The sequence below is a fragment of the Kineococcus rubinsiae genome (genome assembly GCF_011839805.1).
In the GTDB taxonomy this organism is placed as follows: Bacteria; Actinomycetota; Actinomycetes; order Actinomycetales; family Kineococcaceae; genus Kineococcus; species Kineococcus rubinsiae.
In genome coordinates, this window is sequence record NZ_VWPY01000031.1 from 1 (window position 1) to 22,260 (window position 22,260).

The window sequence follows — 22,260 nt, forward strand, 5'->3', positions numbered from 1 at the left end:
GCCGCGACGGCCACCGCCGCGGCCGCCGACCACGCCTGCGGCCGGCACGCGGCCGGGTAGGGCACGGGCGCGGGGACGTCGGCGCGCGCGTCGCCCGAGTGCAGCTCCGGGACCCGGTAGGCGAAGGTCTCCGCCGCGGCCAGCAGGCCGTCGACGAGCACGGCCGCCTCGGCGTCGAAGCCGCCGCGCACCAGCCCGGCCACCGCGATCGCGGTGTCGTGGGCCCACACGGAACCGCCGTGGTAGCTCAGCGGGGAGAACCCCGCGTCGTCGGAGGACATCGTCCGCAGCCCGAAACCCGCGGCGAGCGCCGGAGAGGCCAGGTGCCCGGCGACGACGGCCTCCTCCGCGGCGTCGAGCAGGCCGGTGCCGAGCAGGTGGCCGATGTTCGAGGTGAGGGAGTCGACGGGACGCTTCCGCGCGTCGAGCGCGATCGCGGGCCAGCCCTGCGGGCCGCCGACCCAGAACCGCTCCCGGAACGCCGTCCGCAACCGCTGCGCCCACGCGCGGTGCCCCGCCGCGGGGCGGCCGAACGCCTCGAGGAGGTCCGCTCCCCCGACCGCGGCCGCGTAGGCGTAGCCCTGCACCTCGCAGAGCGCGATGGGCGCGGTGGCGAGGCCCCCCGCGCGCCACTGCACGGAGTCGCCGGAGTCCTTCCAGCCCTGGTTGGCCAGCCCGCTGCCGGTCGCGTCGACGTACTCGAGGAACCCGTCGCCGTCGGCGTCGCCCGGGCCCTCCTGCCACGCGAGCGCCGCCTCGAGGTGCGGCAGCAGCGCCTCGACCTCGGCGTCGGGCAGGCCCGCGCGCCAGGCGTCGTGCAGCAGGCGGACCCACAGCGATGTGGCGTCGACCGTGCCGTAGTAGACGGGTGGCAGCTGGAACTCCCCCCAGTCCGCGGGGGCGCTGCGCAGCTCGTGGAGGACCTTGCCGGGCTGCTCGGCCGCGGCCGGGTCGTCGCGGCGGCCCTGCCGCGCGGCCAGCACGCGCAGCGTCGAGGCCGCGAGGTCGGTGCCCAGGGGCAGCAGCATCTGCGCGGTCCACAGGCTGTCGCGGCCGAACAGGGTGAGGTACCAGGGGGCGCCGGCGCCCACGACGACGTCCGCGGGGCTCGCGACGGGGGCCAGTCGCAGGGCCTCCAGGTCGGCCAGGGCGCGCGACAGCCACCGCGCCAGGCGGACGTCGTCGGAGTCGAGGCGCACCGCTGCGGCCCAGCCGGCCGGGGCGGGTGGCGCCTGCAGGACGGCCGCGGCGTCGTGCGCGCGCACCGACCAGGTGGCCGTCCAGGTCCCGCCCGGCGCGAGCTCGACGGGCCACCGCAGCTCGGCGCCCGTGCCGTCGAGGACGACGTCGGCGCCCCCGGGCTCGACCTCGACGCGGACGTCGGGCCCGCTCCAGCCCAGCGGGGGGACCGGGGCGAGGGGCGGGGTCGCCCGGCCCTGCTTGACGTCGTCCATCGGCGCGAGGTCGCACACCAGCCGCACCCGCACCCTCGTGCGCACGGGACCCGCCGCCACCGAGCGCACGGTGACGCGCTCCTCGAGCCGCCCGCCGGCCACGCGGCGGCGGCGCTCGACGCGCACGGTCGGGTCGGGCGTCGCGTCACCGAGGTGGCGGGCCACGGCCACGGCGAGCTGGCCGTCGGCCCCGTCGGGCACCGTCAGCACCGGAACGGGCCGCACGCCGTCGAGGTCGAGCAGGACGGCGGACAGGACCCGGACGTCGCCCTCGTAGACGCCCTCCGCCCCCCGCGGCCCGGTGGCCGCGCCGACGTCGCCGTCCGGGCCGCACCAGACCTGGGTGGTGGCGGACAGGGCGCAGACGAGGTCGTGCAGCCACGGCTGGCGGGCGGGGTCGGTCACGGGCGCTCCTGGCGGGTCGGGCCGTCTCGACCCTTGGTTGGATCGATCAAGACGCATCTTGACAGGTCGGCGCCGCGGAACGACAGTGTCCCCGACGACGGAGTTTGAACGATCAAAACGAGGAGGACCACGTGCCGGACCCGGGACGCGCCACCCTCTCCACCGTCGCCCGGGCGGCAGGCGTCTCCCGCCAGACGGTGAGCAACGTCCTGAACACCCCCGAGCGGGTGGGCCCCGAGACGGCCGCGCGGGTGCGCGCGGCCATAGCCGCGCAGCGCTACGTCCCCTCCACGGCCGCCCGCCAGCTGCGCACCCGGCGGTCCTCCGCCCTGGGCCTGCGGCTGCAGCCCGCGGGCGACGGCATCAACGGCTCCGTCCTGGACCGCTTCCTGCACGCGCTGACCGAGCAGGCCCAGGCCGCCGGCTACCGCGTCGTGCTGTTCACCGCCCCCGACGACACGGCCGAGACCCTCGCCTACGAGCACCTGCTGCGCACGGCCGACCTCGACGGCTTCGTCCTCACCTCCACCCACCAGGGCGACCCCCGCACGGCCTGGCTCACGGAGCACGACGTGCCGTTCGTGACGTTCGGGCGGCCCTGGGACACCGTCGACGACGCGGGCCAGCCCTGGGTGGACGTCGACGGGGCCGCGGGCACGCGCGCCGCGACCGAGCACCTGCTCGCCGCGGGCCACCGCCGCACCGCCTTCCTCGGCTGGCCCGACGGCTCCGAGGTGGGCGACGACCGCCGCCGCGGCTGGGAGGAGGCCGTGGCCGCCGCCGGGGCCGAGCCCGGGCCGCGGCTGCAGTCCGTGGACGACGTGCGCGCCGCGCGCGCCCTGGTCACCGACCTCCTGCGCGACGCGGGCGACGACGCCCCCACCGCCCTGGTCTGCGCGAGCGACTCCCTCGCGCTGGGCGCGCACGGCAGCACGCTGCGCACCGGACTCCCCCTGGAGGTCGTCGGCTTCGACGACACCCCGGTGGCCGCGGCGCTGGGCCTGTCCAGCGTCGCGCAGCCGCTCGCCGAGGCCGCGGCCGCCGCGGTCGAGCAGCTGCTGGACCGCCTCGAGGGGCGCACGGCCCCCCGCGGGCGCCTGCTGGCGCCCCGCCTGGTCGTGCGCCGCCCCACCTGAGCACCACCCCGGCACCACCCGACGAAGGAGCAACGATGGTCCTGCACCACTCCCCGGCCCGGCGGCGCACGCGCGCCGCGGTCATCGCCGCCGCCACCACGCTCGGCCTGCTGCTGGCCGGCTGCGGCGGCAGCGGCTTCGACGACACGGGCGGTGCCGCCTCCCCCGACGGCGGCTCGGGCGCGAAGGAGCTGCAGGTGCTCATCGGCTCCAGCGGCCAGGCCGAGACGACCGCGGTCACGCAGGCCGCCCAGGCCTGGGGCACGTCCGCGGGCACGGAGGTGTCGGTGACCGCGGCCTCGGACCTCAACCAGCAGCTGTCGCAGGGCTTCGCGTCCTCCCAGCCGCCGGACGTGTTCTACGTCGGCTCCGACGTGGTGGCCTCCTACGCCGCCAACGGCTCGCTCGCCGCCTACGGCGCGGACCTGCCCGGCAGCGACGACTTCTACCCCAACCTGCGCTCGGCCTTCACGGTCGACGGGACGTTCTACTGCGCCCCCAAGGACTTCTCCACCCTGGCGCTGATCGTCGACGAGAAGGCCTGGACCGCGGCCGGTCTCACCGACGCCGACGTCCCGACGACCTGGGACCAGCTCGCGACCGTCGCCGGCCGCCTGACGAGCGGCGACCGCACCGGCCTCGTGACCAGCTCGGAGTACCAGCGCCTCGGCGCGTTCATGGCCGAGGCCGGCGGTTCCCTGGTCACCGACGGCAAGGCGACCGCGGACAGCGCCCAGAACGTCGAGGCCCTGCGCTACGTGAAGTCCCTGCTGTCCGCGGGGTCCATGAAGTTCGCGGCCGACGTCGGCGCGGGGGACGGCACCGAGGCCCTCGGGACCGGCAAGGCGGCCATGACGATCGAGGGCAACTGGGCCGTGGGCGGCATCGCCTCCTCCTACCCGGACCTGCAGTACAGGGTGCTCGAGCTGCCCGCCGGCCCCGCCGGCAAGGGCACGCTGTCGTTCACCAACTGCTGGGGCATCGCCGCCGACAGCAAGGCCCAGGACCAGGCCGAGGCGCTCGTCGCGTCGCTCACCTCCACCGACCAGCAGCTCGCGTTCACCGAGGCGTTCGGTGTCATGCCGTCCGTGGCCTCGGCCGCCGACGGGTTCCGCCAGCAGTTCCCCGCCCAGGCCGCCTTCCTCGCCGGCGCCGACTACGCGAAGACCGTCCCGAACGAGGCCGGCGTCTCCGACGTCGTGAAGGACCTCAACGCGCAGCTCGAGGGTCTCGCCGCGGGCGACCCGGCCGAGATCCTCGGCAGCACGCAGACGAACCTCGAGGCGGCGTTGAAGGGATGAGCCGCGACGTCGCGATCCCGGCGACGACGCCGGCGGCCGCGGGGACGCCGCCGACGACGCGCCCGCGCAGCCCCCACGGACGGCGGCAGGCCCGGGCCGGCTGGGTCTTCACCGCCCCCGCGCTGCTCCTCGTGCTGCTGTTCGTCGGACTGCCCGTGGTCATGGCCGTCTGGGTCAGCGTCTCGGGCTGGCGGGGCCGCGGCAGCCCCTTCGCCTCGGGCGTCCCGTTCGTCGGGCTCGACAACTACCGGACGCTGCTGGCGGGCGGCGGGCTGGCGACCCAGGACCTCGGCACCGCGCTGCGCAACAACTCCTGGTACGTCGTGCTCGTGGTGCCCCTGCAGACCGTCGTCGCGCTGCTGCTCGCGGTCGCGGTGAACCGGCGCACCCTGCGCGGGCGCGGCTTCTTCCGGACGGCCTTCTACTTCCCGTCCGTCACGAGCTCCGTGGCCATCGTCGTCGTGTTCCTGTTCCTGTTCTCCGCGTCCGGGGCGGTCAACCAGGTCATCGGGGTGCTGGGGATCGACGGGCCGAACTGGTTCGCCGACCCGCGCGGGGTCCTGCACGTCCTGCTGGGCGGGCTCGGCGGCGGCGAGGCCCCCGGAGCCCTGGCCGAGCACGGGTTCATCGGCATCTCCTGGTGGGAGTGGCTCGCCGGCCCGAGCGTCGCCATGAGCGCGCTCATCATGCTCGCGGTGTTCACGACGTCGGGAACGTTCATGCTGCTGTTCCTGGCGGGCCTGCAGAACATCAGCGCCGAGGTCGAGGAGGCCGCGCTCGTCGACGGCGCCTCGTCGTTCCAGCGCCTGCGCTACGTGACGGTGCCGATGCTGCGGCCCGTGCTGTTCACGGTCCTCACCCTCGGCCTCGTCGGGACCTGGCAGGTGTTCGACCAGATCTACGCGGGCACCCAGGGCGGTCCCGCGAAGACGACGATCACCCCGGCGTACCTGTCGTACACGTCGTCCTTCGTCGACCAGCGCTGGGGCCAGGGCGCGGCCATCGCGTTCATCCTCTTCGCGATCATCGTCGTGCTGACCCTCGTCCAGCGCGCCGTCCTGCGCGGTGACCGCACGTGAGCCGCACCGCGCCGGACACCGTCGCCCGCTCCGCGCCCGCACGCCGACCGGCCCGTCGGCTGCCCGTCGGCGGCCTCGTCGCCTACGCCGTCCTCGTCGTGCTCGCGGTCGTCTACGTGTTCCCCTTCCTCATCCAGGTGGCCAACGCCTTCAAGACCGACGGGGACGCCACCGCCGACCCGCTGGACCTGCTGCCGCTGCCCGGGACCACGGCCGCGTTCACCACCCTGTTCACGCAGCTGGACTTCCCGCGCGCCGCGATGAACTCCGCCGTCGTGGCCGTCGCGGTCACCCTGGGCCGGGTGTTCTTCGACTGCCTCGCCGGCTACGCGCTGGCCCGGCTGCCCTTCCGCGGCCGCGGCCTCGTCTTCGCGGGGTTCGTCGCCGTCATCGCGGTGCCGCCCGTCGTGCTGCTCATCCCCAAGTTCCTCGTCCTGAACCAGCTCGGCATCTACGACTCCTACGCGGGCATGATCGTCCCGCTGATGGCGGACGCCGGCGGGGTGTTCATCATGAAGAGCTTCTTCGAGTCGGTGCCCCGCAGCGTCGAGGAGGCGAGCTACCTCGACGGGGCCGGCACGTTCCGCACCTTCTGGTCGATCGTGCTGCCCATGGCCCGCCCGGCCGTCGTGACCATCACCATCCTCAGCTTCCAGGCGTCCTGGAACGAGCTCAGCCACTTCGTGGTCTCCCGCTCCAGCCCGGACCTCAACACGCTGACGACGCTGGTGGCGACGCTGACCAGCGGCGGGGCCTTCGGGCAGGCCAACCAGTACCCGCTGAAGCTGGCCGCGGCCGCGCTCATGACCATCCCCGTGGCCGTGCTGTTCTTCGTCTTCCAGCGCCAGGTGATGGCCGGCACGGAGGGGGCCGTCAAGGAGTGACCGCCCGCGCCGGCCGGACGCGGTTCAGGTGAGCGGGAACGGGGCGCGCAGCCCCAGCACCACGTTGCGGTCCTGGGGCGTGCCCGAGGTCGGGGAGTCGAACCCCGACCAGGGCGCGTTGCCGGCCAGCTCGCGGTGCAGCCCGGCGAGGTCCGCGGCCGCGAGCAGCGGCCCCTCGGCGGGCACGACGCGGCCCTCGTGGTCGAGCATCGTGCACGCCACCGCGAGGAACCCGTCACCGGCGTCGAGCAGCTCCACGACCCGCGCCTGGCAGGGCCAGTCCATGACCGCGCACGTCGTGACCTCCCAGAAGCCCGCCCCCGGCGCCCCCGGGCGCGGGTGGGCGCGCACGGCGTTGGTGTGGGTGTGCCCGTTCAGCCAGAGCACCACGTTGGGGAAGCGGTGCAGCAGGGCCAGGAGCTGCGGGGTGCCGTGGGCGGGAGCCCCGCCGTCGGCGAGCCGCGCACCCCGCTGGTTCGTCAGCGTGCCGGAACCGTGGTGGGAGAAGAGGACCACGAGCGCGTCGTCGTTGCCCGTGGCGACCTCGTGCCCGTCCTCACCCGTGAACCGGCTGGAGACCGCCACGAGCTCGTCGGTCAGCCAGCGGAACTGCGGGTCGTCCACGCAGCCGTCCGACCCGCCGGCGAGGGAGTTGGTGTCCAGCGCGAGAAAGCGCACCCCCTCGACGTCGCAGCTGTAGTACGCCGTGCCGTCGCGCCGGTTCGCCTCGGTGAAGCCGTGGCCCGCGGGCCGCGAGGCCGCGGAGAAGTGCATGTCGACGAACTCGCGGCGGTCGACGGGCCGCCGGGCCGGGTCGGCCGGCACCGAGAGCCCCGCGTCCCCCTCGCCGAAGAACTCGTGCGGCGCCGTCGTGAACACCTCCAGCGCCTCGGCCCGCGACACGCCGGGCCGCAGGCGGGAGGGCTTGCGGTCCCCGACCATCCGGCGGCGAGCTCGGCCGTGACGACGCCCACGCCCTGCACGAGGGCCTCGTGGTTGCCGTAGCAGGCGAGCCACGGCACGAGCAGGCCGGTCGACTCGAACTCCGCCAGCGCCTGCTCCAGCAGCCGGGGCCGGTCGAGGAAGCCGAACTGCTCGCGCCACAGGTCGTGCCCGCCGTCGGGGCGCCAGAAGATGTCGTCGGGCCAGCCCTGCGCCTGCACGCTGACGGGCTCACCACCCCCGGACCCGGGCCGCACCCGGCCCCCGTCCATGAGCGCGAGCCAGTTCCGCACCTCGTTCCACTGGGCGTTGTCGATGGCGTCGCCGGTCGTGACCACGAGGTCCAGACTTCGCCCGGACAGCGGCGCCCCCGCCCCCGCGTGCAGCCCGTTCAGCGTCGACACCATGGCCTGCATCGCGCGGGCCGTGAGGGCCTCCTGCGGGCGCTGGACCGGGACCAGCTTGGCGAAGGCCGGGTCGCCCATCTCCCGGTTGAAGAACTCGAAGCGCGCCGTGGACCCGACGTCGGGCAGCTGCAGGTCGGTGACGTGCGCCAGCGTCAGCAGCGGCCGCACCGTCCCGGCCGTCAGCGCGAACCGGTTCCCGCCGTCGGCCCCGAGCAGGTCGGCGCGCACGCGGTGGGGTTCCCCCTCGGCGGCCGCGACCCGGCGGTAGGGCTGCAGGGTCCCGTGGCGCAGCACGGCCCCCGCCCCCAGCCGGGTGTGCACGGTCAGGCCCGGCGCCCCCGGGACGGGGTGGTGGATGCCGCTCACGCCGCCAGCACTCCGCTCACGCCGCGGGGACCACGACCACGGCGTCGGGGCGCAGGGTGACGCGCGCCCGGCTGCCGACGGCGAACCGGCCGACCTCGGAGGTGGGCAGCTGGGCCAGCGCCTGCCCGGCGGCGCCGAGGTCGACCGTGACGCGGCTGACCGCGCCCAGGAACGACGTCGCGACGACCGTACCCACGAGCGGCCCGGACTCCCCCGCGTCCGCGACCGCGAGGCCCACGGCCTCGGGGCGCACCACGGCCAGCGCCCGCCCGGTGGGCGCGGCGGGGTCGACCAGCGGCAGGGACACCCCGAGCACGTCGGCCCGGCCGCCCCCGACCGTCGCGGGCAGCTTCGTGCTGAGGCCGACGAACTCGGCGACGAACGACGAGGACGGGCGGTGGTAGACGTCCGTGGGCGGAGCGAGCTGCTCGAGGCGGCCGGCGTTCATGACGCCGACGCGGTCGGCGATGGCCAGCGCCTCCTCCTGGTCGTGGGTGACGAACAGCGTCGTCGTGCCCACCTCCAGCTGCACGCGGCGGATCTCGTCGCGCAGCTGCGCGCGGACCTTGGCGTCCAGCGCGGACAGCGGCTCGTCGAGCAGCAGGACGGTGGGCTGGATCGCCAGCGCGCGCGCCAGGGCCACGCGCTGCTGCTGCCCGCCGGACATCTGGTGGGCGTAGCGGCCCGCCTGCGCGGACAGGCCCACGAGCTCCAGGACCTCCCCCGCGCGGCGCGTGCGCTCGCGGTCGGAGATCCCGCGCAGGCGCAGCCCGAAGGCGACGTTCTGCAGCGCCGTCATGTGCGGGAACAGCGAGTAGGCCTGGAACACCATGCCCATGCCGCGCTTGTTCGTGGGCAGGTGCGTGACGTCCTGACCGCCCACGACGACGCGGCCGCCGTCGGCGTCCTCGAGGCCCGCGAGCAGGCGCAGCGCCGTGGTCTTGCCGCACCCCGAGGGGCCGAGCAGGGCGACCATCTCCCCCGGGTGCAGGACGAGGTCGAGGCCGTCCAGGGCAGTGACGCTGCCGTAGGTGCGGCGCAGCGACTCCAGCCGCACCTCGACGCCGGCGCGGACCCCGGCGGTGGCGGGGGTGGCAGTGGTGGTCACGAGGAGCTCCCTCGGGTGCGGCGGCGGCTGGCGAGGGACAGCAGGAAGAGGAGCAGGAACACCGCGGCGAGCGAGGCCGTGGCCACGGCGTAGGCGACGTTGCTGTTCTGCTGGCTGAGGTTGTTCATCGCCACCTGGACGTTGACGTAGTTCAGCAGCGAGGCCACCGTGAACTCCCCCAGCACGAGGGCGACGGAGAGGACGGCGGCGTTGAGCAGGGCGGGCCCGATGTTCGGGGCGATGACCCGCAGCAGCACCGTGGCCCAGCTCGCGCCGAGGCTGCGGGCGGCCTCCGACAGCGTCCGGACGTCGATGGCGGCGAGGCCGGCGTCGATGGTCCGGTAGCTGTAGGGCAGGACGAGGACGATGTAGGCGAACGTCAGCGCCAGCGGCGACGACTGGTAGGCGCGGGGCGTGAAGTAGTTGATCCACAGGTAGATCGGCGCCCAGCCGACGACGAGGACGATCGCCGGGATCGTCAGCGGCAGCAGGCAGAGGAACTCCACCAGCCGGCTCAGCTGCGGCACGCGCAGGCGGATCCACACCATGGTCGGGACCAGCAGCGCCAGCGACAGCACCGAGGTCAGGACCGCGAGCTCGAGCGACGACAGGATCGCGCCCACGAGGTCGGGGTAGTCGACGATCTGCTGCCACCCCGCGAGGGAGCGCCCGCCGCTGATGCCGCCGGCCCCGCGGGTGGAGAACTCCACCAGCGCGAGCAGCGGGACGGCGAAGAAGGCGGCGAAGGCGACGAGCAGGACGACCCGCAGGACGGTGCGGCGCCGGGTGGCCCGCCGCCGCAGCCCGGGGACGGCCGGTGCCGTGGACGGCCCGGTGACGAGCGGCGCCACTCCGGGCGCGAGTTCGGCGCTCACCGCAGCCACCGCGCGCTGCGGCGCTGCACCAGCGCGTAGAGCGTCATGGCGACCGCGACGACGAGGATCATCCCGAGCGCGATCGCCTTGCCGGCGTTCGCCTGGCCGAGGATGACCTCGCTCGTCAGGGCGGTGCGGATCTGCAGCGGCGCGATGACCGCCCCCTGCGAGATCAGCGCCGCGGCCGTCGCGTACGCCGCGAACGCGTTCGCGAAGAGCAGGAGCAGCGCGCCGAGGAACGCCGGCGTCAGCAGGGGGACGGCCACGTGCCGGAAGTACTGCCAGGAGCTGCCGCCGAGGGTCTCGGCCGCCTCCCGCCACTGCGGGCGGACCCCGTCGAGGGCGGGCAGGAACACGAGCACCATGAGCGGGATCTGGAAGTAGCTGTAGACGAGCACCAGCCCGGGCAGCTCGTAGAGCCACCCGGTGCCGGGCCGCGGGCCCACCGCGTCGAGCGCGAGCGTCACGAGGCCCTGGTTGCCGATGGAGGCGATGAACGCGAACGCCAGCGTGACGCCGCCGAACTGCGCCAGCACCCCGCACACCGCGGTCGTCGTGCGGCGCAGCGCCCCGTCGGGGTTCCCCGTCACCACGACCCAGGCCAGCACCGCCCCGAGCACCGCGCCGATCACGGCGCTCGCGGCGGACAGGGCGATGCTGTTGACGAAGGAGTCGACGACCGTGCGCTCGCCCAGCACGCGGATGTTCGCCAGCGTCGGCCGGTTGGCGACGTCGGTGAAGGCCCCCGCCGCGACGATCACCGTCGGGGCCAGGAGGAACAGGCCGACGTAGGCGAGGAACGGCAGCGACCCCAGCCACGCGAGACGGCCGCCCGTCACGCGCCCCCGGCTCACCCGATGGCTCCGGCCCAGGTGCTCGCCAGTGCCGTCTTCGCCGTCGTCGCCTGCGCCTCGCTGAGGAAGACGGGCGTGCCCGTCACGGGCGGCAGCGCGGCGGCCGCCGTCGCGTCGATCGTGCCGGCCGCCGTCATGGCGTCCATCCGCACCGGACGGGCGCCGCCCTTGAGCCACGTGTTCTGGCCCTCGTCGGAGTACAGGAACTCCTGCCACAGCCGCGCGGCGGCCGGGTTCGGGGCCTGCTTGTTGATGGCCTGCGCGTAGTAGCCGCCCAGCGTGGCGTTCGGCGGGACGAACACCTTCCAGGTCGGGACCTCCTTGGCGTTGGCCGCCGCGAGGTAGTCCCAGTCGAAGACGACGGGCGTCTCACCGCTCTTGACGGTGGCCGACGTCGCCTGGACGGGGATGAAGTTCCCGCTGCCCTTCAGGCCCTTGAAGAACTCCACGCCCTTGCTGATGTCGTCCAGCGACCCGCCGTTGGCCAGCGACGCCATGACGACGCCGTTCAGGGCCGCGTTCGCCTGGGTCGGGTCGCCGTTCAGGGCCACGGAGTTCTTGAACGCCGCCCCCGTGAGGTCGGAGACGTCCTTGACCTCGGGGAACTTCGAGGAGTCGTACCCGACGGACATGTACCCGCCGTAGTCCTGGACCCACAGCCCCGAGGGCTCCTTCTGCGCCTCGGGGATGTCGGCCCAGCCCGCCGTCTTGTAGGGGGCGAACAGCGCGGTGTTGGCGAGGGCGACGGACATGCCGATGTCCAGCACGTCCGGCGCGCGGGAGGTGCCCTTGAGCTGGTTGACGGCGTTGATCTCGTCCTGGCTCGACCCGTCGGGCGTCGCTGAGTTCACCTTGATGCCGTACTTCGCGGTGAACGCCGAGATCATCTCGCCGTAGTTCGCCCAGTCCGGCGGGAGCGCGATGACGTTCAGCTGCCCCTCCGCCTTGGCGGCCTTGACCAGCGCGTCCATCCCGCCGGCCTCCTCCGCGGAGGTCGCCGCACCGGCGCTGCCGGAGCTCTCGCTGGGGGTGGAGCTCGGCGGCGCGGAGCAGGCCGCGAGCAGGGCGAACGACCCGGCCCCGGCCAGCGCGGTGAGGACCTGGCGGCGGGAGCGGGGGGAGCTGGCGTCCACGAACGGGCCTCCTGAGCAGGACGGCAGGGCCGAACGGCCCTGATCTTGCGGACGCTATCCCTCCGGCGCCCGCACCGGTAGCACTTCACCGAAGCGACCCCGGGAGTTAACGCGGCGCGCCGTCCGTCCACCCTCGTGGCCGGGACCTCCGGTGACGTCGAAGCCGTCGAGTCACGTTGCGCTGCAACGCGTCACGTTGATCCGGCGTTCGAACGCCTGTACGATGAGGGGGTGACCGCGACCGTTCCCGATGCCGCACCGGCGGACCTCACCGCTCCGCGCGGCGTCGTGGAACTGCTCAAGCGCGACGCGGACGCCGCCCAGGCTCGCCTGCTGCTGGGGCTCGCCGCCCGGGTGCGGGAACTGCGCGACTCCGGGCACCCCGACCTCGTCGGGCTGCGGGCCACCGGCCTGACCGTGGCGGGGCGTCCGGTCGACCTGGTGCACGCCGCGGTGGACCTGGTGACGGCGGAGTTCGCCGACGCCGCGGGCGTCTCGCTGCCGACGGCGCTGGCCACGGTGTGGGCGGCCTGGTACGACGCCCTCGACCGCGGTCCCGTGTGGCAGGCCGTGGCCGAGGGGCGCATCAGCACCGAGCAGGCCCGCGCCGTCGAACGCCGCGCGGCCCGCCTGGACCGTCGCGTGGCCGTCCTCACCGAGGTCCGCGCGACGGATCGGGCCGTCTCGTGGACCTCGACGTCGTCGAGGGCGAGCCGGTCCTCGACCCGACGGACCGTCCCGCCGTCCTGGCGCGCTTCCTGGACCAGGCGGTCCGCTGGGCCGAGGAGGGCGTGCCGGCCGAGGCGCTGTCCCGCCGCTGCGACCGGCTCGTCACGACGCTCACCCCGGGTTACGTCGCCGTGAGCGTCCGGCGGCGCGACGACACCCGGGAGCTCGTCGTGGAGGCCTGCGAGGACGACGCGCACGCCCACGTGACCGCCGTCCTGCCGCGGGCGGACGCGCTGCGGCTGCGGGCGTGGGCGAACGCCGCCGCGGACGCGACGGCCGACGCCGCGAGCACCGCCGGCCTCGCGGACGACCGCTCCCACGCGACCCGGGCGAACGACGCCGTCGCCGACCTGCTCGTCGCGGGCCTCGCCCGGGAGGTCCCCGCCCGCGGCGACGCGACCACCCCCGCCGACGCGGAGCACCCGACCGCCCGGGGCCGCACCCACCGCCCGGCCTCCAGCGTCCTGGTCCACGTCACCGTCGACGCCGCCACGCTCGCCGGGCTCGACGACCACGACGGCTGGGTGGCGGGCCTCGGCAGCGTCCCCGCCGACGTGGCGCGGGCCCTGGCCGGGGACGCCGGGGCCGCCTGGCGGGCCCTGGTCCTGGCCCCCGGCACCCGCGAGGTCGTGGACGTCGCCGCGAACGCCTACCGCCCCACCGCCGCGCTGCGCCGGTTCGTCACCGCCCGCGACGACACCTGCCGCGGCCCGGGCTGCCGGGTCCCCGCGATCGACTGCGACCTCGACCACGTCGTGGCCTGGCCCGAGGGGGCGAGCACCGCGGACAACCTGCAACCCCTGTGTCGGAGCCACCACCGGTTCAAGACCCAGTACGTGTTCGAGACGGCCGCCGGGCAACGGCGCCGCGCCGCCGCACGCCCGCACCGGTCGGCGCCCCCACCACCGGTCGACGACTCACCGCCACCGTTCTGACAGTGGTCAGCGCCGGGGCACCGCACGGTTCGGCGGCCCCACCCGGGTGTCGAAGGCTGTGCTCGCCAGCTGGCGCTCCGCGTGGTCGACCAGGGCCAGCACCTCCGAGGCCAGGTACCCCGTCGCGCCCCGCTCCAGCTGGCGACGGCGCAGGATCCCCGCTTCGGCCAGTTCCTCGACGGCTCCTCTGGCCGCAGGGCCCGAGACGGAGAGGACGCGCTGCACCGTGGCGACCGTCACGACGGGCGCTTCCGGGAGGACGGCGAGGAGCCGAGCGGTCGCCGAACCCGATCGCGGCACCTCACGCACACCCGTCGCGGCCCGGTGCCGGGCGAGCCGCACCGTCCAGTCGGCTCGCAGGTCAGACACCTCACTGACGAGGCGACCGGCCTGCTCGACCGCGACGGCCGCGGCGTCGACGAAGACCTCGAGCCACCGCTCGGTTCCCGCGACGGCCTCGACCGAGTCGGCAGGCCCTTCGTACCTGTAGGCCGACAGCCCCTCGACGTAGGTGGCTCGCAGGGTCGACAGGACGAGGCTGATGGGGAGCACCGCCTCCCGGGTCAGCCCGCGTCGCGCCAGCACCGTGTGGATCAGAGCCCGTCCGACCCGGCCGTTGCCGTCGGTGAAGGGGTGGATGGACTCGAACTGCGCGTGGACGAGTGCGGCCTGGACGAGAGGGGAGTGCACCGAACCGTTGAGGTAGTCGAGGAGGTCGGCCATGAGGTCGTCGACGTGCCTCGCTGCCGGCGGGACGAACTGCGCGTCGAGCGGATGCCAGTTCGAGCCACCGATCCAGTTCTGCACGAGACGGATGCCGTGGTGACGCTCTTCAGGGATCAGCGCACTCTGCAGCCGCACGACGTCGTCCACCGCGACGTCGTCGAGTGCGACCAGCTCCTCGGTGGCCCGGCGGACGATCGTGATGTTGTTCGCGACGAGACGGGCCTGCTCCCCCACCGTCCGGACCTGCTCCTGCTGAGCGAGCTCCGCCACGGCGACGTTGGCCGCGGACGGGGCGATCCCCTCGATCAGCGAACTGGCGATGGCTTCAGACCGGAGCAGGAAGCGGGAGACCCCCTCGAGGTCGGCCCGCCCCGGTCCGTCCGCCAGGGCCCGCACCGAGCGCTCGACGACCGCGATCCTGCGAGCCACTCGTGGAGCGACGACCAGGGGCCGGCGCGCCAGGGGATCGGGTCGGTACGTCCGGTAGGGACCGGAGCGGCGGTCGCGGACCGGCAGCCCCGTCTCGTCTCCAGGGACCCACGTCTCCGACTCCCAGGCGGCCACACCGCCAACCTTTCACCGGGAGCACCTCGGTGCAAGGTTCAGTACCTAAGGTTTCTCAGAGTCGGCACCGACGAAAGGTTGGCGGTGTTCACCGAGCCAGGGGCGGTCAGCCCCGGAACGCCTCCGGGCGCTCGCGCGGTGCCTCGGCGAGCGCCTCGGTGATGCCGTCGACGCCGGCCTCAGCGCCGTAGACGGGGGTGCCGGGCTGCTGGTGCCAGGAGTCGGCGAGCGACCCGGCGTCCACCACGTCGAAGCCGACCGCGTCCAGGAGCTGCCCGACGCGCGCCTTGGCGGCGGCGTCGTCGCCCGCGATCGGCAGGGCCCGGCGCTCCGGGTCGCCCGCGGGGCGGCCCGCGGTGAGCAGGTGCTCGGCGTGGATGCCGTTGAACGCCTTCACCCAGCGCAGCCGCGACGACGGGTCGAGGTGCTGGGCGACCCACACCGTCTCGGGGGTGCCGTCCTCGAGGGCGTCGATGCGGCCGTCGCGCTCGCGCGGGTAGTAGTTGCAGGTGTCGACGACGACCGTGCCGTCGGCGACGCCGTCCAGCAGCCCGCCCGGCAGCTGCGGGACGGCCTTCATCGGCACGGTGACGACCACGAGGTCCGCGCCCGCGGCCGCCTCGGCGTTCGTCACGGCCGTCGCGCCGGTCTCCGCCGCCAGGTCCGCGAGGCTCTCCGGACCGCGGGAGTTCGCCACGCGCACCCGGTGGCCCAGGCCCGTGAGGAGCCGCGTGAGGTTCCCGCCGATGTTGCCGGCGCCGATGATCGCGATGTCGAGGGTGTCCACGGGGCGTGTCTACCAGGGGCGGCTGGGAGGCGCCGGGTGGAGCGCTCAAGCGACCGCCGGGGGTGCCGATGGAAGATCGTGCAGCACATCGAGGACACGCCGCCAGAACGCCCGGGCCGCCGACGCTTCGCCGACCTCTCGGTCGCCACGAAGCTCGGGGTGCTCGTCACCGTCTCCGCGCTGGTGGCCGCCGCGCTGCTCAGCGTCGGGCTCGTCGGGGTCGGGGAGGTCAACAGCCGCGCGCAGGCCGTCTACCAGGACGGGCTGCTGCCCGCCGCCGACCTCGGCGCCGTGCGCTCGCAGGCCCTGCAGGCGCAGCGCGACCTCGCGAACCTGGCGCTCGCCCAGGACGACGCCGCCCGCACCGACCTCCAGGCGCGCATCACCGCCGACGACCAGGCCCTCGACGCCGCCGCGGAGCGCTACTCCGCCGCCCTCACCAGCGACGCCCAGCGCAGCGCGCTGCGGGAGTTCCACGTGTGGTGGGACTCCTACCGGCTGACCCGCGACAACTTCCTCGTGCCGCTGGCCACCTCCGACGACCCGGCCGACCGCGGCTCCTTCCAGACCCTCTACCTGGGCAACGTCGCGATCCTCGCCACGAACGCGCAGGACTCCCTCGACCGGCTGGCCGACCTCTCCAGCGCCAGCGGCCTCGCCACCGTGAACCAGGCCGCCGACGCCCACCGCCAGGCCCGGCTGCTCATGGTCGCCGTGGCCCTGGCCGGGCTCCTCGTGAGCGTGCTGCTCGCCGTCTGGATCACCCGCCTCGTCGTCCGCCCGCTGCGCGAGGTCGTCGACGTCCTGCACCGGGTCGCCGAGGGCGACCTCACCGCCACCGCGCACGTCGACCAGCGCGACGACCTGGGCCGCATGGCCGAGGCGCTCGACGTCGCCACGACCAGCATGCGCCGCACCGTGTCCGGGCTGCACGGGGAGGCCAGCGCGCTAGAGACCGCCACCGAGCACCTGCAGGCGACCACCCGGCAGATCGCGGGTTCCGCCGTCGACGTGTCCGGCCGCGCCGACACCGTCGCCGACGCCGCGGGCGAGGTCAGCAGCCACATCGCCGGCGCCGCCGCGGGTGCGGAGGAGATGGGTTCCTCCATCCGCGAGATCTCCAGCAACGCCGCCCGCGCCGCCGAGGTGGCCAGCGACGCGGTGCGCATCGCCGGCGACACCGGCGAGACCATGACGAAGCTGGGCCGCTCGTCCTCCGAGATCGGCGACGTCGTCAAGACGATCACCTCGATCGCGGAGCAGACCAACCTGCTCGCCCTCAACGCGACCATCGAGGCCGCCCGCGCCGGGGACGCCGGCAAGGGGTTCGCGGTCGTCGCCGGCGAGGTCAAGGAGCTGTCGGGGCAGACCGCGCGGGCCACCGAGAACATCGCCGCCCGCATCGAGACCATCCAGCGCGACGTCACCGAGGCCGTGGCCGCCATCGCCTCGATCGGTGAGGTCGTCGCCCAGATCAGCGACTACCAGGGCACCATCGCCACCGCCGTCGAGGAGCAGGCCGCCACGACGCAGGAGATGGGCCGCAGCGTGGCCGACGCCGCGAGCGGTGCGGGTCGCATCGCCGAGACGATCGGCACCGTGGCCGCCGCCGCGCGCAGCACCGGGTCCGGGGCGTCCGAGTCCGACCGTGCCGTGCGGGAGCTGGCCGAGATGGCCAGCCGCCTGCGCTCCACGGTCTCCCACTTCACCTACTGATCCCCGAACCGGAGAGCCCGCTCATGAAGCGCACCGCCGTCCTCGCCCTCGCGGCCGCCGCTCTGGCCACGTCGCTGACCTCCTGCTCCGGAACCGCCACGACGTCGACGGCCCCCGCCGGGTCCGCGGCGTCCACCACCGCCCACGACGTCACGTTCCTCGTCCCGAAGACGTCGCTGCGCTACGTCGCCTACGACAGCCCCTACTTCTCGGTGGAGCTCACCGCGAAGTGCCCCACCTGCACCGTGCACGTGGAGGCCGCGGAGGACCAGGCTACGCAGAACGCCCAGGGCGAGAAGGCGATCCAGGCCGGCACCGACGCGATCGTGCTCGTGGCGATCGACGGGGCCTCCGCGGGTGGGCTCCTCACGTCGGCGCACTCCGCCGACGTCCCGGTCGTCGCCTACGACCGGCTCGTGAAGGGCGCCCCCCTGGACTACTACGTCTCCTTCGACGGCAACGCCGTCGGCACCCTCGGCGGGCAGGCGATCCTCGACGCGGTCGGCAAGGACACCGCGGGCGGCGCGATCGTCATGCTCCAGGGCGACCCCGGCGACAACAACGCCGGGCTGTTCGCCGCGGGCGCGCACTCGGTGCTCGACGGCAAGGTCGACATCGCCGGCGAGCACTACGTGGCCCAGTGGAGCTCGGCGAACGCCAAGACCGAGATGGAGAAGGCCCTGGGCGAGCTCCACGGGCGCCGCCTGCTCGGCGTCTACACGGCCTACGACGGGCTGGCCGCGGGCGCGCTCGAGGCCCTCGACGAGGCCGGGATCCACGGCGTCCCCATCACCGGGCAGGACGCCGAGACCGCTGCGCTGCAGCGCATCATGGGCGGCACGCAGACCATGACGGTGTTCAAGGACCTCCCGCAGCAGGCCCGCACCACGGCCGACCTGGTCGCCGACGTCCTGGCCGGGCGCACGCCGAAGACCACCGGGACGACGGACAACGGCGCCGGGGCGGTCCCCACCGTCCTCCTGCAGCCGCAGGCGGTCGGTGCCGCGCAGATCTCCAGCGTCGTGCTGGGGGCGGACTTCACCACCGTCGACGCCCTGTGCGCGGGCGCGGCGGCCCCGGCCTGCGCGACGGCCGGGATCAGCTGAGCACCGCTCAGAGGATCGTGTAGCCGCCGTCCACGACGAGGGTCTGGCCCACGACGTAGCGCGAGGCGGGGCCCGCGAGGAACGCGACCGCCTCGGCCACGTCCTCGGGCCGGCCCAGGTCCCCGGCCGGGATCCGCGAGCGCCACACGGCCACGCGCTCCGGGTCGTGCTCGACGTCGTGGCGGGTCATGTCCGTCAGGACGTAGCCGGGTGAGACGGCGTTGACGCGGACGCCGAACGGGATCCACTCCAGCGCGACCGAGCGCATGAGCGACTCCACGGCGGCCTTCGACGCGTTGTAGGCGCCCTGGCGCTGCGGGACGTTGACGATGCGGCCCGAGATCGAGCCGACCATGACGACGGTGCCCGTCCGGCCGCCGTCGCGCACGGACCGGGCGAAGGCCTGCGCGGGCAGCAGGGTGCCCGTGAGGTTCACGGCCATCACGGCGTCCAGGCGCGCGCGGGTCAGGTCGAGGGCGTCGTCGTTGCCGGCGATGCCCGCCGCGGTGACCAGCACGTCCGCGGGGCCGAGCACCCGCTCGGCGTCGGCCAGGGCGGCCGTCACGGCGTCCGCGTCGGTGATGTCCACGACGTGCCCGCTCACCGGGACACCGCACTCGCGCGCCAGCGCCGCCGCCGTCGCGGCCACGTCCGGCAGCAGGTCGAGCAGCGCGACCGGGGCCCCGCCCTGCGCGAGGCGCCGGGCGCAGGCCAGGCCGATGCCCCGCCCGCCCCCCGTGACGACGGCGCTCACGCCGACGGCCAGCGGACGGTGATCGTGGTCGTCTCCTGCGTCGCCGAGGACTCCCACGCGTGGGACTCCCCCGGGTACCAGATGACGTAGTCGCCGGAGCGCTGCAGCACGGCCTCGCCGCCGCTGCGGAACCGGATCGTCTGCCCCCCGCTGACCAGGACGGTCAGCGACGTCTGCGGCTCCGGATCGGTCCACTCGTCGTCGCGGGAGCCGGGCGCGAGGCGCGCCCACTTCACCTCGACGTCGTCCGTGGCGAGCTCGGGCGCGTGGTCGGCCTTGAAGCCGCCGACGAGCCAGCCGCCGTCGGCCGCGCCGTCCGCGTCGGCGTTGCCCGTGTGGAAGGTCACCGGGCGCGGCTCAGCCGAGCCAGCCGCGGGCGGCCTCGAGGGCCCAGTACGTGAGGATCACCTGGGCGCCCGCGCGGCGCAGGGCCAGCAGGCTCTCCAGCGCGACGCGGTCGCGGTCGATCGCCCCGGCCTGGGCGGCGAACTCGACCATCGCGTACTCGCCGGAGACCTGGTAGCTCGCGACCGGGACGTCGGCGACGTCGGCCACGGCGCGCAGCACGTCGAGGTAGGGCAGGCCCGGCTTGACCATGACGAGGTCCGCGCCCTCGTCGAGGTCCAGGCGGACCTCGCGCAGGGCCTCGGAGACGTTCGCGGCCGGGTCCTGCTGGTAGGTGCGCCGGTCCCCCGTCAGCTGGGAGTCGACGGCCTCGCGGAACGGGCCGTAGAACGCCGACGCGTACTTCACGGCGTAGGCGAGCAGGCTGACGTCGTCGCGGCCGGCCTGGTCCAGGACCGTGCGCAGGTGCCCGATCTGGCCGTCCATCATGCCGCTGGGACCGAGCAGGTGGGCGCCCGCGCGGGCCTGGGCCAGCGCCATCGACGCGTAGCGCTCCAGCGTCCGGTCGTTGTCGACGCGGCCCGCGGCGTCCAGGACACCGCAGTGGCCGTGGTCGGTGAACTCGTCCAGGCACAGGTCCGCCATCACGACGAGGTCGTCGCCCACGGCGTCGCGCACGTCGGCCAGGGCGACGTTGAGGATGCCGTCCGGGTCGTCGGCGCCGGAGCCCAGCGCGTCGCGCTCGGTGGGCACGCCGAAGAGCATGATCCCGCCGAGGCCCGCGGCCACGGCCTCCTTCGCCGTCGCCACCAGCGAGGCGCGGCTGTGCTGCACGACGCCCGGCAGCGTGCGGATGGGCTGCGGCTCGTCCAGGCCCTCCCGCACGAACACGGGCAGCACCAGGTCGCTCGGGCGAAGGTGCACGTCGGTGACCAGGCGCCGCATCGCCGGCGTCGAGCGCAGCCGGCGGGGGCGGATCGGCAGGCTCACCGGGCGCGCCGGCGCGAGGCGGACTTGCGCTGGCTCGGGCGCAGCAGCTCCTCGCCCGACTCCGCCGCACTGGTGCGCAGGCCCTGGCCGTAGGCGGCGAGGGCGTCGACGAGGGCGTCCGAGCTGGGCTCGGACGCGAGCACGTCCACGCGCAGACCGTGCTCCTCCGCGGTCTTCGCCGTAGCCGGCCCGATGCACGCCACGACCGTCGAGGGGTGCGGCTTGCCCGCGATCCCGACGAGGTTGCGCACGGTCGAGCTGGACGTGAAGACGACCGCGTCGAAGGCGCCCGACTTGATGGCGTCGCGCACGGGCGCGGCGGGCGGGGCGGCGCGCACGGTCCGGTAGGCCGTGACGTCGTCGACCTCCCAGCCGTTCTCCACCAGGCCCGCGACGAGGGTGTCGGTGGCGATGTCGGCGCGCGGCAGGAACACCCGGTTGATGGGGTCGAGCACGTCGTCGTAGGGCGGCCACGCCTGCAGCAGCCCGGTCGCGGACTGCTCCTCCTCGGGCACCAGGTCGGGCTCGATCCCCCACTCGCGCAGCGCGTCCGCGGTGACCCCGCCCACGGCGGCGACCTTGAGGCCGCTGAACGCGCGGGCGTCGAGGCCGTACTCGGTGAACTTCTCGCGCACCGCGCGGACGGCGTTCACCGAGGTGAACCCGATCCACTCGTAGCGGCCCGTCACCAGGCCCTTGACGGCCTTCTCCATCTGCTGCGGCGTGCGCGGCGGCTCCACCGAGATGGTCGGGACGACCTCGGCGGTGGCGCCGTGCTCGGCGAGGCGCTGGGTCACGCCGCCGGCCTGCTGCTTGGTGCGGGGCACCAGCACGCGCCAGCCGAAGAGGGCCTTCGTCTCGTACCAGGAAGCCTGCTCGCGCAGGCTCACGACGTCGCCGATGACGGCCATCGTCGGGACGCCGTCGCCCGCGGCCGTCGCGGCCGCGGCGAGCTGGTCCAGCGTCGTGGTCAGCGTCGTCTGCGTCGTGGTCGTGCCGTGGGCCGTGAGCGCGACGGGGGTCGAGCCGTCGCGGCCCGCGGCGAGCAGGCCGACGGCCGCGGCGGCCAGGTCCTGGCTGCCGCCGAGCACCAGCACGGTCGCGTCCGTCGCGGCGTGCTGCGCCCAGCTCAGCGTGCGGCCGGCGGGGTGGACGATGTGGACGCTCGTCGTCGAGGCGGTCGTCATGGGCACGCCGGCGTAGGCGGGCACGGCCGTGACGGCCGAGACGCCCGGGACCACGTCGAAGCCGATGCCGGCCTTGCGGCACGCGGACAGCTCGTCCACGAGACCCGTGAACGTCGACGGGTCGCCGTCCATGAGCCGGACCACGCGGCCGCCCGCCTTGGCGGCCTTCACGACGATCTTGGCGCGGGCGGCGCGGGCCAGCGGCTGCCCGTCCTCGCCGGCCCCGGCGTCCACGACCTCGACGCCCTCGCGGCCGTAGCGGGCCACGAGGTCCTCGCGGCTGCCCTGGTCGAGGACGACGACGTCCGCGGTGCCCAGCAGGTCGACGGCACGCACCGTCAGCAGGCCCGGGTCACCGGGACCCGCGCCCACGAACGACACGTGGCCGAGGGCCTTCGCGGCGGGCCGGACCGTGCGCCGCGGTGGGGTGCGGGGCGCCGCGATGGTCGGGTCCGTCAGGACCGTCACCTCGGGGGA

The 22,260-nt window shown here is 74.8% G+C and carries 20 protein-coding genes; 7 read left to right on the forward strand and 13 right to left on the reverse strand.

Annotation, left to right across the window (positions count from 1 at the left end; all coding sequences use genetic code 11):
• Positions 1 to 1,859 (reverse strand): glycogen debranching N-terminal domain-containing protein (locus F1544_RS14695; RefSeq protein ID WP_208971920.1); only part of this gene is annotated, 1,859 nt, incomplete at its 3' end.
• 131 nt (positions 1,860 to 1,990) lie between these two features.
• Here F1544_RS14695 and F1544_RS14700 point away from each other — a divergent pair.
• Genes F1544_RS14700 through F1544_RS14715 form a run of 4 tightly spaced genes read left to right on the forward strand, consistent with a single transcriptional unit; the run spans position 1,991 to position 6,259 of the window.
• On the forward strand, positions 1,991 to 2,995 hold the full coding sequence (locus F1544_RS14700) for a substrate-binding domain-containing protein (RefSeq protein ID WP_167586666.1): 1,005 nt from the start codon (positions 1,991 to 1,993) through the stop codon (positions 2,993 to 2,995).
• A 35-nt stretch (positions 2,996 to 3,030) separates the two neighbouring features.
• Positions 3,031 to 4,296, forward strand: coding sequence for a sugar ABC transporter substrate-binding protein (locus F1544_RS14705; protein ID WP_167586668.1), 1,266 nt, complete (start codon positions 3,031 to 3,033; stop codon positions 4,294 to 4,296).
• A complete protein-coding gene (locus tag F1544_RS14710; RefSeq protein ID WP_167586670.1) occupies positions 4,293 to 5,375 on the forward strand; it encodes a carbohydrate ABC transporter permease in 1,083 nt (360 codons plus the stop codon). Before F1544_RS14705 ends, F1544_RS14710 begins: the two co-directional genes overlap by 4 nt.
• On the forward strand, positions 5,372 to 6,259 hold the full coding sequence (locus F1544_RS14715) for a carbohydrate ABC transporter permease (RefSeq protein WP_167586672.1): 888 nt from the start codon (positions 5,372 to 5,374) through the stop codon (positions 6,257 to 6,259). The genes F1544_RS14710 and F1544_RS14715 overlap by 4 nt, the downstream gene beginning before the upstream one ends.
• A 24-nt stretch (positions 6,260 to 6,283) precedes the next feature.
• Here the strand turns inward: F1544_RS14715 and F1544_RS14720 are convergent, their stop codons facing one another.
• The 6 genes from F1544_RS14720 to F1544_RS14745 are packed head-to-tail and all read right to left on the reverse strand — an operon-like array spanning position 6,284 to position 11,944.
• Complete coding sequence (locus F1544_RS14720; protein ID WP_167586674.1) at positions 6,284 to 6,883, reverse strand: metallophosphoesterase family protein; 600 nt, start codon at positions 6,881 to 6,883, stop codon at positions 6,284 to 6,286.
• Complete coding sequence (locus F1544_RS14725; protein WP_167586676.1) at positions 6,856 to 7,974, reverse strand: metallophosphoesterase family protein; 1,119 nt, start codon at positions 7,972 to 7,974, stop codon at positions 6,856 to 6,858. The genes F1544_RS14720 and F1544_RS14725 overlap by 28 nt, the downstream gene beginning before the upstream one ends.
• A 16-nt stretch (positions 7,975 to 7,990) precedes the next feature.
• Entirely contained in the window at positions 7,991 to 9,082 is a 1,092-nt protein-coding gene (locus F1544_RS14730) for an ABC transporter ATP-binding protein (protein WP_167586678.1), read from the reverse strand.
• On the reverse strand, positions 9,079 to 9,957 hold the full coding sequence (locus tag F1544_RS26430) for an ABC transporter permease (RefSeq protein WP_308470096.1): 879 nt from the start codon (positions 9,955 to 9,957) through the stop codon (positions 9,079 to 9,081). Before F1544_RS26430 ends, F1544_RS14730 begins: the two co-directional genes overlap by 4 nt.
• Positions 9,954 to 10,796 carry an ABC transporter permease gene (locus F1544_RS25880; RefSeq protein ID WP_308470097.1) on the reverse strand — a complete coding sequence of 281 codons (843 nt, stop codon included), beginning with the start codon at positions 10,794 to 10,796 and terminating at the stop codon, positions 9,954 to 9,956. Before F1544_RS25880 ends, F1544_RS26430 begins: the two co-directional genes overlap by 4 nt.
• 11 nt (positions 10,797 to 10,807) lie before the next feature.
• Entirely contained in the window at positions 10,808 to 11,944 is a 1,137-nt protein-coding gene (locus F1544_RS14745; RefSeq protein ID WP_308470098.1) for an ABC transporter substrate-binding protein, read from the reverse strand.
• A gap of 686 nt (positions 11,945 to 12,630) precedes the next feature.
• On the opposite strand from F1544_RS14745, the gene F1544_RS14750 reads away from it, so the two are divergent.
• On the forward strand, positions 12,631 to 13,608 hold the full coding sequence (locus tag F1544_RS14750; RefSeq protein ID WP_167586680.1) for an HNH endonuclease signature motif containing protein: 978 nt from the start codon (positions 12,631 to 12,633) through the stop codon (positions 13,606 to 13,608).
• A gap of 6 nt (positions 13,609 to 13,614) precedes the next feature.
• On the opposite strand, the gene F1544_RS25470 is transcribed toward F1544_RS14750, so the two are convergent.
• On the reverse strand, positions 13,615 to 14,763 hold the full coding sequence (locus F1544_RS25470; RefSeq protein WP_208971921.1) for a Fic family protein: 1,149 nt from the start codon (positions 14,761 to 14,763) through the stop codon (positions 13,615 to 13,617).
• Between the two features lie 241 nt (positions 14,764 to 15,004).
• Positions 15,005 to 15,685 (reverse strand): NADPH-dependent F420 reductase, encoded by a 681-nt coding sequence (locus F1544_RS14760; RefSeq protein ID WP_167586684.1) that lies wholly within the window; start codon positions 15,683 to 15,685, stop codon positions 15,005 to 15,007.
• A gap of 78 nt (positions 15,686 to 15,763) precedes the next feature.
• Between F1544_RS14760 and F1544_RS26435 the strand changes: the two genes are divergently transcribed.
• Complete coding sequence (locus F1544_RS26435) at positions 15,764 to 17,401, forward strand: methyl-accepting chemotaxis protein (RefSeq protein ID WP_167586686.1); 1,638 nt, start codon at positions 15,764 to 15,766, stop codon at positions 17,399 to 17,401.
• Between the two features lie 23 nt (positions 17,402 to 17,424).
• The gene (locus F1544_RS14770) at positions 17,425 to 18,507 is read left to right on the forward strand and encodes a sugar ABC transporter substrate-binding protein (RefSeq protein WP_167586688.1); all 1,083 of its coding nucleotides are present in this window, start codon (positions 17,425 to 17,427) and stop codon (positions 18,505 to 18,507) included.
• A 7-nt stretch (positions 18,508 to 18,514) separates the two neighbouring features.
• Here the strand turns inward: F1544_RS14770 and F1544_RS14775 are convergent, their stop codons facing one another.
• The 4 genes from F1544_RS14775 to F1544_RS14790 are packed head-to-tail and all read right to left on the reverse strand — an operon-like array spanning position 18,515 to position 22,251.
• Positions 18,515 to 19,261 carry an SDR family NAD(P)-dependent oxidoreductase gene (locus F1544_RS14775; RefSeq protein ID WP_208971922.1) on the reverse strand — a complete coding sequence of 249 codons (747 nt, stop codon included), beginning with the start codon at positions 19,259 to 19,261 and terminating at the stop codon, positions 18,515 to 18,517.
• On the reverse strand, positions 19,258 to 19,608 hold the full coding sequence (locus tag F1544_RS26440) for a signal peptidase I (RefSeq protein WP_167586690.1): 351 nt from the start codon (positions 19,606 to 19,608) through the stop codon (positions 19,258 to 19,260). The genes F1544_RS14775 and F1544_RS26440 overlap by 4 nt, the downstream gene beginning before the upstream one ends.
• A gap of 10 nt (positions 19,609 to 19,618) precedes the next feature.
• Positions 19,619 to 20,596, reverse strand: a complete 978-nt coding sequence (hemB, locus tag F1544_RS14785; RefSeq protein ID WP_167586692.1) for a porphobilinogen synthase — start codon at positions 20,594 to 20,596, stop codon at positions 19,619 to 19,621.
• A complete protein-coding gene (locus F1544_RS14790; protein ID WP_373368085.1) occupies positions 20,593 to 22,251 on the reverse strand; it encodes a bifunctional uroporphyrinogen-III C-methyltransferase/uroporphyrinogen-III synthase in 1,659 nt (552 codons plus the stop codon). The genes hemB and F1544_RS14790 overlap by 4 nt, the downstream gene beginning before the upstream one ends.
• Between the last annotated feature and the right edge of the window lie 9 nt (positions 22,252 to 22,260).

Coding starts and splice junctions, on each gene's coding strand:
- F1544_RS14705 (WP_167586668.1), top strand. CDS start 3,031: ATGGTCCTGCACCACTCCCCGGCCCGGCGGCGCACGCGCGCCGCGGTC.
- F1544_RS14710 (WP_167586670.1), top strand. CDS start 4,293: ATGAGCCGCGACGTCGCGATCCCGGCGACGACGCCGGCGGCCGCGGGG.
- F1544_RS14770 (WP_167586688.1), top strand. CDS start 17,425: ATGAAGCGCACCGCCGTCCTCGCCCTCGCGGCCGCCGCTCTGGCCACG.